General features: G+C 34.7%; 16 protein-coding genes and 1 pseudogene. 12 read left to right on the top strand and 5 right to left on the bottom strand.

Features of this window, described 5'->3' with window-relative positions:
* The first annotated feature begins 4 nt into the window (after nt 1-4).
* The 3 genes from rhaD (at nt 5) to AC4BC7_RS13315 (ending at nt 3,436) form a co-directional block, all read left to right on the top strand.
* Nucleotides 5-835, top strand: a complete 831-nt coding sequence (gene rhaD / locus AC4BC7_RS13305; RefSeq protein WP_490503076.1) for a rhamnulose-1-phosphate aldolase — start codon at nt 5-7, stop codon at nt 833-835.
* An 86-nt stretch (nt 836-921) separates the two neighbouring features.
* On the top strand, nt 922-2,673 hold the full coding sequence (dhaK, locus tag AC4BC7_RS13310; protein ID WP_490503077.1) for a dihydroxyacetone kinase subunit DhaK: 1,752 nt from the start codon (nt 922-924) through the stop codon (nt 2,671-2,673).
* 196 nt (nt 2,674-2,869) lie between these two features.
* The gene (locus tag AC4BC7_RS13315) at nt 2,870-3,436 is read left to right on the top strand and encodes an AAA family ATPase (protein WP_490503078.1); all 567 of its coding nucleotides are present in this window, start codon (nt 2,870-2,872) and stop codon (nt 3,434-3,436) included.
* A 280-nt stretch (nt 3,437-3,716) separates the two neighbouring features.
* On the opposite strand, the gene AC4BC7_RS13320 is transcribed toward AC4BC7_RS13315, so the two are convergent.
* The 4 genes from AC4BC7_RS13320 to AC4BC7_RS13335 all read right to left on the bottom strand — a co-directional run bounded on the left by AC4BC7_RS13320 (nt 3,717) and on the right by AC4BC7_RS13335 (nt 6,525).
* Nucleotides 3,717-4,244, bottom strand: a complete 528-nt coding sequence (locus AC4BC7_RS13320) for a hypothetical protein (protein ID WP_490503079.1) — start codon at nt 4,242-4,244, stop codon at nt 3,717-3,719.
* A 196-nt stretch (nt 4,245-4,440) separates the two neighbouring features.
* Complete coding sequence (locus AC4BC7_RS13325) at nt 4,441-5,217, bottom strand: hypothetical protein (protein WP_490503080.1); 777 nt, start codon at nt 5,215-5,217, stop codon at nt 4,441-4,443.
* Nucleotides 5,218-5,235: 18 nt separating this feature from the next.
* Nucleotides 5,236-5,511, bottom strand: a complete 276-nt coding sequence (locus AC4BC7_RS13330) for a hypothetical protein (protein ID WP_490503081.1) — start codon at nt 5,509-5,511, stop codon at nt 5,236-5,238.
* A 624-nt stretch (nt 5,512-6,135) separates the two neighbouring features.
* On the bottom strand, nt 6,136-6,525 hold the full coding sequence (locus AC4BC7_RS13335; RefSeq protein ID WP_490503082.1) for a VOC family protein: 390 nt from the start codon (nt 6,523-6,525) through the stop codon (nt 6,136-6,138).
* A gap of 64 nt (nt 6,526-6,589) precedes the next feature.
* Between AC4BC7_RS13335 and AC4BC7_RS13340 the strand changes: the two are divergent.
* From AC4BC7_RS13340 to yghU, 3 genes and pseudogenes are all read left to right on the top strand, one after another.
* Nucleotides 6,590-6,923: pseudogene (locus AC4BC7_RS13340) on the top strand (DUF6176 family protein).
* Nucleotides 6,924-6,937: 14 nt separating this feature from the next.
* The gene (locus AC4BC7_RS13345) at nt 6,938-7,321 is read left to right on the top strand and encodes a cytidine deaminase family protein (RefSeq protein WP_490503083.1); all 384 of its coding nucleotides are present in this window, start codon (nt 6,938-6,940) and stop codon (nt 7,319-7,321) included.
* 67 nt (nt 7,322-7,388) lie between these two features.
* Complete coding sequence (gene yghU, locus AC4BC7_RS13350) at nt 7,389-8,174, top strand: glutathione-dependent disulfide-bond oxidoreductase (RefSeq protein ID WP_490503084.1); 786 nt, start codon at nt 7,389-7,391, stop codon at nt 8,172-8,174.
* Between the two features lie 40 nt (nt 8,175-8,214).
* Here the strand turns inward: yghU and AC4BC7_RS13355 are convergent, their stop codons facing one another.
* Nucleotides 8,215-8,685 carry an RpiB/LacA/LacB family sugar-phosphate isomerase gene (locus AC4BC7_RS13355; RefSeq protein ID WP_207942256.1) on the bottom strand — a complete coding sequence of 157 codons (471 nt, stop codon included), beginning with the start codon at nt 8,683-8,685 and terminating at the stop codon, nt 8,215-8,217.
* 103 nt (nt 8,686-8,788) lie between these two features.
* Here AC4BC7_RS13355 and AC4BC7_RS13360 point away from each other — a divergent pair, with 103 nt between their 5' ends.
* The 6 genes from AC4BC7_RS13360 (at nt 8,789) to AC4BC7_RS13385 (ending at nt 13,186) form a co-directional block, all read left to right on the top strand.
* Complete coding sequence (locus AC4BC7_RS13360) at nt 8,789-9,307, top strand: histidine phosphatase family protein (RefSeq protein ID WP_207942255.1); 519 nt, start codon at nt 8,789-8,791, stop codon at nt 9,305-9,307.
* 84 nt (nt 9,308-9,391) lie between these two features.
* Nucleotides 9,392-9,835 carry a zinc ribbon domain-containing protein gene (locus tag AC4BC7_RS13365; protein WP_207942312.1) on the top strand — a complete coding sequence of 148 codons (444 nt, stop codon included), beginning with the start codon at nt 9,392-9,394 and terminating at the stop codon, nt 9,833-9,835.
* Between the two features lie 34 nt (nt 9,836-9,869).
* Nucleotides 9,870-10,421 carry a ClbS/DfsB family four-helix bundle protein gene (locus tag AC4BC7_RS13370; protein WP_490503085.1) on the top strand — a complete coding sequence of 184 codons (552 nt, stop codon included), beginning with the start codon at nt 9,870-9,872 and terminating at the stop codon, nt 10,419-10,421.
* A gap of 119 nt (nt 10,422-10,540) precedes the next feature.
* A complete protein-coding gene (locus tag AC4BC7_RS13375) occupies nt 10,541-10,948 on the top strand; it encodes a hypothetical protein (RefSeq protein ID WP_490503086.1) in 408 nt (135 codons plus the stop codon).
* A gap of 109 nt (nt 10,949-11,057) precedes the next feature.
* Nucleotides 11,058-12,857: a DUF2075 domain-containing protein gene (locus AC4BC7_RS13380; protein WP_490503087.1), complete on the top strand. Its 1,800-nt coding sequence runs from the start codon at nt 11,058-11,060 to the stop codon at nt 12,855-12,857.
* Nucleotides 12,854-13,186, top strand: a complete 333-nt coding sequence (locus AC4BC7_RS13385) for a nucleotide pyrophosphohydrolase (RefSeq protein ID WP_207942251.1) — start codon at nt 12,854-12,856, stop codon at nt 13,184-13,186. The genes AC4BC7_RS13380 and AC4BC7_RS13385 overlap by 4 nt, the downstream gene beginning before the upstream one ends.
* Nucleotides 13,187-13,317 lie beyond the last annotated feature (131 nt).

A 13,317-nucleotide genomic window follows, 5' to 3' on the forward strand; every position in this document is an offset into this window, starting at 1 on the left:
TATTATGAGTTATCATCATATTTACACTGCACCATTTATCAAAGAAGTAGCGGAGATTACTGATAATTTATGGAGAAATGGCTGGGCCGAAAATCATGCGGGAAATATCAGCTATTTATTGGATGAAGAAGAAGTTGGTTTGTATTTAGATTGTTCAAAATATAAATGGGAAAAAGAGATTGGTTTTTCAGTGCCTAACTTGAATGGGAAAATATTTCTAGTCACTGGAGCAGGAAAATTCTTTAGAAATGTCTCTAAAGATCCATCTGATGCTTTGGCAATCATTAAAATTGATGAAACAGGTGAAAAATATAGACTTTTATGGGGATTAGGTAGCGGTGGAGAGCCAACTAGCGAATTCGCTTCTCATTTGATGTGTCACGATGTACGTTTAAAAGCAGATCCTGAACATCGCGTTATTTTACACACGCATGCAGTTGCTATCACAGCTATGACGTTCATTCATACTTTGGAAGAAGATGCATTTACAAAGACTTTGTGGAAAATGATTACAGAATGTGTCATGACGTTTCCTGACGGTGTATCAGTCTTACCTTGGATGGTTGCTGGTACCAACGATTTGGGTATGGCCTCATCAGAGAAAATGAAAACATCTCGTATTGTTGTGTGGCCACAACACGGAATCATGAGTGCAGGTCGTAGTATGGATGATGCCTACGGATTGATTGAAACTGCCGAAAAAGCTGCCCATATTTATCTACTGGCACAACAAAGTAAGACGGATACATGGCAGGATATTACGGATGAACAACTATGGTTATTGTCTGAGCGCTTTGGCTTTACACCTAAAGAAGGCATTCTGGAACCAAGATAAAATGAAATGACTTTATTTTGATTGTTCAAAGTAAGGTTTGTTTCATAATGTATGAGCTATAACTAAAAAATGAGAGAGGTGGAACAATGAAGAAAATCATCAACAACGTCAATGACATTGTTTTGGAAATGTGTCATGGTCTGGTATTGGCTCATCCGGAGTTGGCTTGGGATGAAAAATATAAGATTGTTTATCGCAAAGATCGAAATCCAAACAAGGTGGCAATCATTTCGGGGGGCGGTTCCGGGCATGAGCCAGCCCATGCAGGTTTTGTTGGTTTTGGTATGTTGGATGCTGCCGTTTGTGGAGATATTTTTGCTTCTCCTTCTCAAGTACAAGTTTATCAAGCTATTCGACGTGTCGCCTCAGACAAGGGTGTTCTTGTTTTGATCAAGAATTATAGTGGGGATATGATGAATTTCAAGAATGCAATCCATTTGGCACAAGAAGACGGCATTTTAGTGGATTATGTGAAAATCGATGATGATATTGCGGTACAGGATAGTCTTTACACTATTGGAAATCGTGGAGTGGCGGGAACTGTTTTAGTCGAAAAAATCGTCGGAGCGGCAGCAGAATCAGGTAAACAATTGGGAGAATTAAAAATGCTGGCGCAGCTAGTAGTAGATAATGTAAAAAGTATAGGTGTGGCTTTGACTTCCTGTACTGTTCCTTCAAAAGGGACACCGACCTTTAAGTTGGCAGAAGATGAACTAGAATTTGGTGTGGGTATCCATGGTGAACCGGGAATCGAACGAATTAAATCAGTTACTGCCGAACAATTGGCTGACAAACTGTTGGTAGCTTTGCTCCAACAGTTACCTGAACAGGAAACAACAAAAAAAATTGCTGTGATGATTAATGGTTTTGGTGCTACGCCACTAATGGAGTTGTATATTTTGAATCATAGTCTTGCCGAAAGACTACACCAAAAAGGGATCAAGGTACAAAAAACCTTTGTTGGTAATTATATGACCAGTATCGATATGGCAGGAGCTTCGGTTACACTTTTGACACTGACAAATGAACTGGAGGCACTGTTGAATGAACCTTCCTATGCTCCAGGGTTCACTGTTATTCCTTCAACGTTTCCTTCAATGTATGTACCTTTGAAAAATCAGCAAAAGCAACTTCAGGGAAATTATCAACTGGAAACCCCATTGACTGCAGGAAAGATTGGTCATTCGATGACAGTAGACAACATCATTTTTATCGTAGACAAAATGGCAGAATCAATTATCAAGAATGAAATTCCATTTTGTGAACTGGATGCGCATGCGGGAGATGGCGATTTTGGGATGAGTGTTGCCAAAGGATTTCGTGTATTGAAAGACCAATGGCAGGAAATCTTGTTGAAAGAAAATCTTGGTATTAGTGAATTTCTTGATGAATGTTCCCTTATTATTATGGAGCATTGTGGAGGTGCGTCTGGTCCTATATGGGGTTCGGCTTTCAGAGCAGCTAGTAAAAGTACAGTAGCAAAATCTGAACTCTCTATAACTGATGTGGCAGAGATGCTTCATGCAGTTGTCAAAGCAATCCAAGATACTGGAGAACGTTCTTTTGGTCGCGGAGCAGTCGTAGGAGATAAAACATTGATTGATGCCTTGTCTCCTTGCGCAGACAGTTGGCTAGTTTCTGCCAAAGAAAATCTTTCATTCAAGGAAGCTTTTAAAAAAGGAGCGGACAGTGCAGTAGCAGGAGCAGCAAAAACAGCAGAGTTTTCTGCAAAAATGGGGCGAGCAGGTACGGTAGGGGAGCGAAGTATCGGATATCCTGATGCAGGCGCCTTTGCTTTAGGAGTGATTTTCACGGATATAGCTAATAGCATAAGTTGAAAAGTAGTTAGAACCACTAGAGTAAGCCATGTCTTAGCTATATTTAGAGAATTATAACCGACTGAGAAAATAGCATTTGTACGACAAGTAGCCTACATCCTAGAATGGACGTAAGCTACTTTTCTTTTTTATGTCATTGCAATTCTAGTTATCTAGGGTACTATTTTAGTAGAGAGAATTTGCGAGGAGGAGTGACATGCAAGAATTTATTTTTATTAATGGTCCAACTGGTGTGGGGAAGACAACCCTTGCCAAAAAACTACATCAACATTATCAAGGCGTATACATTGAACAACATATGATTCCCGATTTCTACAATTATTTGAAAGATGCCGATGAAGCTGCATTGTTGGAAGAACAAGTTTGTTGGGAAGCAATGTTAGCAATGGTGGAACAATTTCATGATTTAGGGTTTAAACATATTATTATCCTAGACTATGACGATCTTCGTGCACGAGAAATCCCCAGGTGTTTTAAAGGAAAGGCGTTTATTTGTTTGAAATTAATTTCGAGCGATTTTGAACAAAATAAGCAACAAATGCTGCATCGTGAACCACCAGGATTAACACATTTAGAAACTTTGATACGTGGAACTGAGAAAATTATGCAGCGTGCTTTATTACCCAATGAACGTGTGATTGATATTGCCGGTAAGACACCAGACATGGTTTTTGATGAAGCAGTTTCGTTGATTGATACGTATCAATCGCAAAAAGATTATACCATAGTGAGATTTTACTTTAGCTTCAATAAAAACCGTTGAGATATGGTCTCAACGGAACATCTATGCAGGAAATAGCGATTGAAAACCGAATATCTATTTTAGTTTCAGTTATTTTGTGCAACTAAATAAGGCCCCTACACTGGATTATAGCGAACAACTTGTCCGTAATCATAGTATAGAAGCCCTATTCATGTTCAAATTTTTTAACAGAATTGCAAAATCTAAATACTAAAGATATATATATCGCTAGGAATTGTTTCCAACACCTTAAAATCTGAAAAGAAGGCATAATAAGATTTTGAATCTTTTTTTTGCGCAATCAACCATTGATTTGATGGTACATTTTTAAACCATAGAATTTAAACTCGGCATCTTCATCTATACTAATCAAGCCATTAATAATTTCTTTATCTACTTCCAAGTACTGATGATATTTACGATCAGCATAGCTAATATCGGTTTTATTATCTATAGGTAAACTATTAAAAAATTTTATCGGTATTTCTCTGACATTATTTGAAACATACAAGATTTCTATTTTTTCCATAACCGAAGAACTTTTGTAGATAATGTAATCACTTTTATCCCTAATATCCAATTCGTATAATTTTTCTTTTGTACTAAAAAAAGTTACACGACCTTCACTATTTGGCATATACCCCAAAAAATCACCTTTTTTTATATTGTCTGCATTTATAACAGGATAATAGTCAGCATGATTAAATTGAATTTTTTCGTTAGAGTAACTACTAATTATCATATTTGTATTAATATAATTACTATATGCATAAAAAGCTATTGTACATACAACAGCCCCGCCGATCAGGGCAAAGATAAATTTTTTCATGATTACTCCTTTAAATGAATTATTTATGTGTATGAAAACTTTCACTATGTTTTATTCCGTTAAACCATGAACAAGTTACTTTCCCGCTTTTCTTTTTACCATCACAGTATGCATTCCCTTTTCCGTCAGCGCTGAATACAGCTTCAGATACACAGTTAGCACTCATTTTGTATGAAGATAGTAAAGTATTAGAAAGCTAAGCTAAGCCTAATTTAACAGACTTAGAGTAGTCTGAATTTTGAATAGCAAATTGCGCAGTATTTATGGAGTTTGTATTCTTATCGTGCTTGTTACATCCGACTATATTTGTATTAAAAAAGACTTTACTTCTACCTGCGCCGTTACCTAAATATTCACCTACCGCTTTTTTTGCATAAAAAACCTGCTGTGCTTGCCCTTGTGTTTCTGACATATTATCTTCCATGGACTGTATACCTTCGGCAAATGTTTCAAAACTCTGTTTTATATATACATCATTATCAAATTCAACAGTAGTTTCGTTACTAGATAGATTCGCCTTTGTACTTATATCAAGTAGATCATCTGATGTTAGATTACTAGTATCTAGATTTCCTTGTTGATTGATTGATACTGGCTCGTCATTTATAATCATTTCAGTATTCTTAATAGGAACTTCTATAATATATTTATCCTGCTCAATATCATAAGTGAAAATAGATTCAACATCTAATTTATTTAAATCATATAACTCCTCTTGTAAAATTTCCTCTTTTAATTCATCTTCCTGTGTAGCTAAATTCTGTTCCAAGTCTTCTTTTGTCTCTTCAAAAGCTGCAATCATACTTTCCTTATATAGTATCATTTCATCATTAGTAAATTCAATTTGTGCAAAAACTTTAACCTCTTCATCGTTTATATTACTCTCATCCCCTAAAACATTAGTTATAGGGGATATGATATTCGCACATCCTATAGCTAAAATGACACCTAAACCAAATTTAATCTTTTTCATTTATTTTTCCCCATTTCTTTATATTTTTTCAATAAATTTATGATCGATAAGCCAAGTATTATCTGTTGTTTGGTCAAATATAAAACAATTGCCGTCCTCATCGTGAATAAAAGTCAAGTATATAGCGACTCCATTTGCATCATCTGAATATAAATAAATATCTTTTGCCATTTCTACACTAGTTGGAAACTGAACCAAATTTTTATCTATAAGTTGATTTTTAAGGTCAGATATTGTTTCCTTGTCGCTAAGAATTTTACCATTGTTTTCTATATTGAAGAATAGTTCGTTCAAAAATCATCAACTAATATTTGAATTAGTTCTGTCTCTACGAAAAGTTATCTAAGATTTGATACTAACACCATGTTGTAGGACTGATGAAAAACATTGTTTTTATTTGGTTGAAGTTATTTTGTATCGGCTTATTACTAATATGGATTTAAGATGAACTTCTCACCATTCAACATCATATATGTTGGTTTTTTATTTATTTTTTCAGATTTCAAAACAATATTCATATGTTCATCATAAAAACAATTTAACCTGAATTTATATTGAATGTCGTATCGTTTAGTGCAACACAAAAACAATTGTTCACCTACTACAGTTACTTCCAAATCCATTTTTTTCGAATTCATAGAGTCATAAAAGTGATATCTATTAACCACTCTTAATAAAATACTTTTCCAAATACATGTTCAACTATTTTTTCAGTGATAGTTGTGACAGGAATAATTTCTTGGTTGGAAAGAAAAATTACTATTAAATCTTCTTCACGACAAATTTTTATACTGGTTACAAACCCATCTAAATCTCTTTCACAAAAGGACATTTAGGTATACGTATCAACTTCCCGAAAGTTCCTTTGATTCTTGGGTTCAAATTCAAATTAAGCGAAAACGAATGGATGAATCCTAATCACTTTGGTTCTGCGACAATTTCAAGTTTAAGCCGGTCGGGATCTTCAAAGTAAAACGCATAATGCGTAGGGCCACCAGCAAAAGGATATAGCTCAGCATAAAGTTCCTGGGTACCTCGCGCAAGCAATTTTTTTCGTAAATGATTGACTTGAGACGTGCTATTTACTTGAAAAGCTAAATGGTTTAAACCGATATTTTTTCTATGATAGCCATTATTCTTATAAGTTGCTGTTACTTGTACAAAAACAATATAAGTATCTTCAAATTTATAGCTAATGCCATTATCCCATTGCTGATAAATAGAATAATTCAATTCAGATAATAAAAAATCATAAAATTCTTTGGTTTCAGCTAAATCACGAACATATAATTCAATATGATGAATCATGCCATCACTCCTTTAACATTTAGTATAAAGAAAACAGTTTTTGATTAGAAAGAAGGTATTCCGAATGAACGTAGAAATTATGCGCTTTAAAGTTCTCGATGGACAGACGAAGCAAGTAGATGAATGGTTAGCCTTTCTCAATAGAAGTCTTACTTACTTTAGAAAATGAAAAAATGTACGTCGAAACAATTTTTAGAGAAGTGCTGAATGGACAAAAATTTCTTTATTGGTATTCAATACAAGGCGAAGGGGGACAAGAAGTGGAAGCGTCCACACATTGGATTGATCAAAAACATTTAGAATATTGGAGAGCCTGTATTGATCCGGTGTTTAAACCAGTAAAATTGACCACTGAATTAGTGATGATTCCTGATAAAATCAGGCAGCAAATGAATTGACTGGAGGAATAACATTGGAGTTTGCAGAACTTTATTTACAAGCAAAAAAAGCGACGAATCCTAGAAAATTATCGGAAACTGCTCAATGCGGCACAGTAGGAGCTGCGTTATTAACCGACACAGGCAATGTGTATGTGGGAATCTGTATCGATACCGCATGTTCGATGGGATTTTGTGCAGAACATGCGGCAGTTGCCTCAATGTTGTTGGCTGGAGAAAACCATATAAAAAAACTGATTGCGGTCAATCATCAAGGGGATATTTTATCTCCATGTGGTCGTTATCGTGAATTTTTGAGTCAAATTAGTGAAAACAATCTAGATACAGAAGTAATGGTGGGCGATAACAAGGTGGTTTTGTTGAAAGAGCTATTGCCGTATGATTGGCGAAATTTGTAAAGCGATTTCTTGTCTTAAAAATTATAAATCGCTATACTATAATAAGTAGATAAAAGGAGGAATTACTATGTCAGAATATCAAATCCCGAAAGTTTGGGAATGGAATCAAGAAGAAAAAAGCGTGTCTGGTAACCAACCAGTAGCAGGGAGCCGTTTTGAACAAAAACTTCCAGTCGGAGATAAACCGTTGCAAGTTTATTCATTAGGAACACCTAATGGGATGAAAGTCACAATTTTATTAGAGGAATTAAAAGAAGCCGATGTGGCAGGTGCACAATACGATTTGTATAAAATTAACATTGGCGCAGGCGATCAATTCGGCAGCGATTTTGTCAAAATTAATCCTAACTCTAAAATTCCAGCGATGATGGATTATTCAGAGAATGAACCCATTCGTGTCTTTGAATCGGTGTCTATTTTGTTATACTTAGCAGAAAAATTTGGCAAATTTATGCCAACTACACTTGCTGAAAGAACAGAATTAATGAACTGGCTGTTTTGGCAAACGGGTGCAGCTCCATTTGTTGGCGGTGGTTTTGGTCACTTCTATCATTATGCGCCTTTCCCACAAGAGTATCCGATTGACCGTTATACGATGGAAACGAAACGTCAACTAGATTTATTAGATAAACACTTGGCAGATAATGCCTATATTAATGGCGATGAATACACCATCGCTGATATGGCAATTTGGCCTTGGTATGGTCGTTTAGTTCAAGGCGAACTATATGGCGATGCAGCTGAATTTTTACAGGCTGAAGAATACACTCATCTGAAAGCTTGGGCAGATAAAATTGCTAAACGTCCAGCTGTCAAACGCGCATTGGAAGCTGAATATAAAGAAATTAACTAAAAAAATAAGCAGAAAAACGTCACGTTTTTCTGCTTATTTTTTAATTGCATTCATCTAAAGGTTTTAAGTGTCTTTCAGAGATTTCTTTCACTTTATTTACACGACGAATATATTTTTCTTCTGTGAGGAAGTCCGTTGTCATCCAGACACGAACGATTTCTAACGCAATTGCTGAACCGATAATTTTTCCACCCAAACAAAGGACATTACTATCCGTATGTTCACGTGCTAACTGCGCACAAAACGGATCTTGGCATACAACCGCATCAATACCATAAATCCGATTGGCGATTAAGGCACTACCATAACCTACCCCATCAACAAAAATGCCACGTTCGCCTTTCCCTTCCGCCACAGCTAATGCTGCAGGATACACATAATCAGATAAATCTGCTGCCTCTTTCGTATATGGACCCATATCTTCAACCTCATGTCCCATGTTTTTCAATAAATCAATAATTTCCAATTTTAAATCAACACCTGCATGATCGCTTGCCATAATAATTTTCAAAAGAAAAACCTCCTTTTTTCTTTTAGAGTAACACGATGCTAGAAGAATGACTAGGTAAATTGAGAAGTGAAGTTTGGTATACTAGTTAAAGGGAGTGAGTGTCATGAAAATATATTTAATTCGCCATGGCGAACCAGATTATGGGCAAGTTACCGAGGCAAAATATAAAGGATTTGGACGGGATTTATCTCGATTAACTAGCGACGGCATACAGCAAGCACAAGCGATTGCTAATCATGCCATTTTTGATGAGAGTGAACTTTTATTAGTTTCACCATATACAAGGACTATGCAAACCGCACTAGAAATCACTCGATTCAAAGAAATTCCCGTCTGCGTGGAATTATTACTCCATGAATGGTTACCTGATAAAACCGGTTATAAATTTGAAAATCCAGAGCAAATGAAAGTAGCTTATCACGATTATTTAAAGGGAACAAAGACGTCTGATTTAGAATTTGAAACCAAAGAAGAAGTCTACCAACGTGTTGCCAGCGTCTTTCAGCACTATAAAAATGCAGGGTATACGTGCATTGCTTGCGTGACACATGCAGAAGTGATTAGAGTATTTACGAAAGTAGAACGAGTTAAATATTGCGGGATATATGAGATGGCATATTGAAATTTAAAGCAATTTCCAGTTGCTTTTATGTTTAGCAGATTTGCTATACAATACTATTAATAACCAATACGTGGAGACGATATGATGGAAATTAAAGAAATTTTACTTAAAATACGAACACAGCATAATCTATCGCAAAAAGAAATGGCAGACCGTTTAATGATTACGCGTCAAGCGGTTAGCCGTTGGGAAACTGGAGAGACCGTGCCAAATACTGAAACATTAAAAATTATTTCAAAGGAATTTGATGTTTCGATTAATACATTGCTGGGGTCTCCAAGAAAGTTGATTTGTCAGTGTTGTGGCATGCCTTTATATGAAGACGCTATTATTGGAAAAGACGCTGACGGTTATTTTAATGAGGAATATTGTAAATGGTGTTACAGCAAGGGAGAATTTGTCTACGATTCCATGCAGAATTTAATGGATTTTCTAGTACCAACTATGGCAACTCACTATCATTTAGAGGAGGCAGATGTGCAGGCATGGTTGGATGAATCATTACCCAAGCTTAATCATTGGCATTGATTAGCCAAAAAATTCAATGAAAGAGAGTGCTAAGATGAGTAGACCAACAACTAAAGTTGATTTAGTAACAGGATCTAATCAGAAATTTTCTGAATTAGAAAAATTACTACATTCTATGACAGAGCTAGAATTGGAGCGAACATTCAACTTTGATAAGGCATTTTTAGAAAAACAACAAGCAACGCATTGGCAACGTGATAAAAATTTGCGAGATGTTCTGATTCATTTGTATGAATGGCACCAACTGCTCCTCAACTGGGTGGCGAATAATAAACAAGGACAAGGCGTATCATTTTTACCTGAGCCTTATAATTGGCGAACATATCCGAAGATGAATATTGAATTTTTGGAGAAACATCAACAGACTTCTTACCATCATGCAAAAGAACTACTTGAACAAAGCCACGTAGATATCATGAAAGTAATACACTCTTTTTCAAATGACGAATTGTTTGCTAAAGAAGCTTTAAAATGGACAGGTAATACTTCTCTAGGTAGCTATTGCGTTTCGGTAACTTCTAGTCATTACGATTGGGCAATTAAGAAAATCAAAAAACATATCCAAACATTACCTAATCAGACTTAAAAAATAATTAAAGGGCGAAAGCTATTCATAACTTTTTTACGAAATTCTCATTCTAAAAGGAAAACATTGGAGAGCCTCAATGAATATGTTAGCCTAGAAAAGAAAGAGGAGGAGAATAAATGAAAAAAATAAGAATAGTTGTATTTGGCTTTGCTACATTATTAATTTTGGCGGGGTGTCAACGTTCCGAAGTTTCAGAAGATGCGCAATCTGTAGAAACAACAGCTTCAACAAATATTGAAGCAACTTCCCTTATTGAAGAATCTACCGCAACTACTGAATCTTCAACCTCATCACAACAAAATGCCCTAGAAGAGTTTGAAGAAGCACCCATCATAGAGAAAACAATAGACGTATCAGATTTACAACTAAACATAGAAACAGATAATCCCAATAAAAGAGTACTCTTTTTTTCAACAGATACTGGACAAAAACGTTATAAAAGCATATTTGTCAAACGAACAGAACGCCTAAAAATTATCGATTTATCTGATGAAGGTATTTTGTATAATCGAGAGATAAATTAACGATAGGCTGTATGATTCATAATGCTAGAAAAAAACTCTAGAAATCCTTAAATTCAAAGGTTTCTAGAGTTTTTTTATTATGCACTTTAAACTGAGTCTGTACAAGTGTATGATTAAATTAATCAAGTTTGGGAAAGGAAGTGGTCTCTTGAAAAGTGTATCTTCACCGATTATCTATGATTTTGAATATACAAAAGATGAAATATTGAATTTAGAAACAAAAATTTTAAATGAAGAGCATGAAAAATACCTTTTGCGTTATCCAACTGTGTATATTGTAAATGATCTAGAACAAAAAAATAATTACTCTATCTACATAGGAGAAACGACCAACATTAAACGTCGAACGTTGGAACATCTATCAAATGATTTACAGACAAGAGAGGATTGGCAAAAATTTGCTTCTTCCAAAATTGCAAGGATGTTTGTTATTGGACATGATCATTTTAATAAATCTTTGACCTTAGATATTGAAAACAAACTAATGCAATATTTATCAAGTGTAGACGCTGTACAATATATACACAATCGTAGAACAAACCAGCAACAAGAATATTTTTCTTCTGATAAAATGGAAGAAATTTTCTCGAAAATTTGGCGGAAATTGCAGCAAAATAATAAAGAGCTTTTTCCTCTAGAACGTGTAATCCAAGATTCTGCTTTATTTAAAGCTTCTCCTTTTCATAAATTATCTAAAGAACAATTTGAAGCTAAAGATCAAATCATTTTAAAAATTGAAGAAGCATTGAATCGTAACAGAACTGGACAATTAATATTAGTTGGGGGAGAAGCAGGTTCAGGTAAGACGGTATTAATGAGTAGCTTATTTTATGATTTGTTTCAGTTAGCTGATGAAAAGAGTGACAATCTTATCTTAAAAGGCAGTTCACAGTATTTGCTTGTTAATCATGAACAACAATTAAAAGTTTATCAGCAAATAGCTGAAAAATTAGGTATTTCATCAAAACAATCAAATAAAGTTGGCAAACCGACCTCGTTTATTAATAAGTATTCTGAAGAAGAAAAAGCAGATGTTATTATTGTTGATGAAGCACATTTACTTTGGACACAAGGAAAACAGTCTTATCGAGGTCAAAATCAATTAAACGATTTGTTAGCACGTGCCAAAGTTGTAGTAGCTGTTTTTGACAATAATCAAGTTCTTTCAAGAGAACAGTATTGGGCTGAAGAGGAATTGGGCTATATTGTGAATCAAGCGAATCTTTATGGTAACTATATACATTTAGAAAATCAAATGCGAATAAATGGGAATGAACAAACTGTGGATTGGATTCGTCATTTAATAGACCAACAAGAGATAAAAAATATTCCAGAAGATGAAAATTATGAACTAAGAGTATTTGATTCTCCAGAAAAAATGTTTCAAGCAATTAAAAGAAAAGCAAAGAATCAAAGTTTCGGTATTTCACGTATGTTAGCGACGTTTGATTGGGAATATATCGATAAGAAAAAGCCTAATGATAGAGATTATTGGGATGTTTCGATTGGTGATTTTTCGTTACCATGGAATTTGCAATTACCACCATCTAAGAAATTAAAACGAAAAAATAGAAAACTAGCTTGGGCAGAGCAAGAACAGACTATTGGTGAGGTAGGTTCTACATTCACCATTCAAGGTTTTGATTTGAATTATGCAGGTGTCATCATTGGACCATCTGTTAAGTATCGTGATGGAAAAATTGTTTTTGATCGTTCCGCAAGCAAGAATAAAAAGGCAACACAACAAAGAACGCTAAAAGATGAAAAAATTTATTTATCCGATACATTACTTAAAAATGAATTGAACGTCCTATTAACGAGAGGAGTAAACGGTTTGTATTTGTATGCGGTAGATGAAGCGTTACAGGCAAAGTTAATGGAAGCAAAGAATGGAGCCGGAAAAATATGAAAGAATCAAGTTTGAAGAAAATTAATCAATTTCGCGATGACCGTAATTGGCGTCAATTTCATAATGAAAAAGACTTAGCGATTTCTATTTCACTGGAAGCCTCCGAATTATTAGAGCTTTTTCAATGGAAATCATCAGAAGAGGTCATAGATAGTAAAAGAGAACGAATCGAAGAGGAATTAGCAGATGTCTTAATTTATTCGTACATGCTAGCAGATAATTTAAATATGGATTTAGATGATATCATTGCTAAAAAATTAGAGAAGAATAATCAAAAGTATCCAGTAAATAAAAGCTTTGGAAGTAATTCAAAATATGATGAGTTGTAAAAAAATATAGAAAGAATTAAATGAGAGTGTATATTAAAAAATGGATAGGTTTCTATTATCTTTATAAATTAGAATCCTATCCATTGTTGTATGTGTTAGGTCGCATAGATAATATAAAAGTTTACAATAAA

This window comes from Enterococcus sp. AMC1623 (assembly GCF_058216495.1).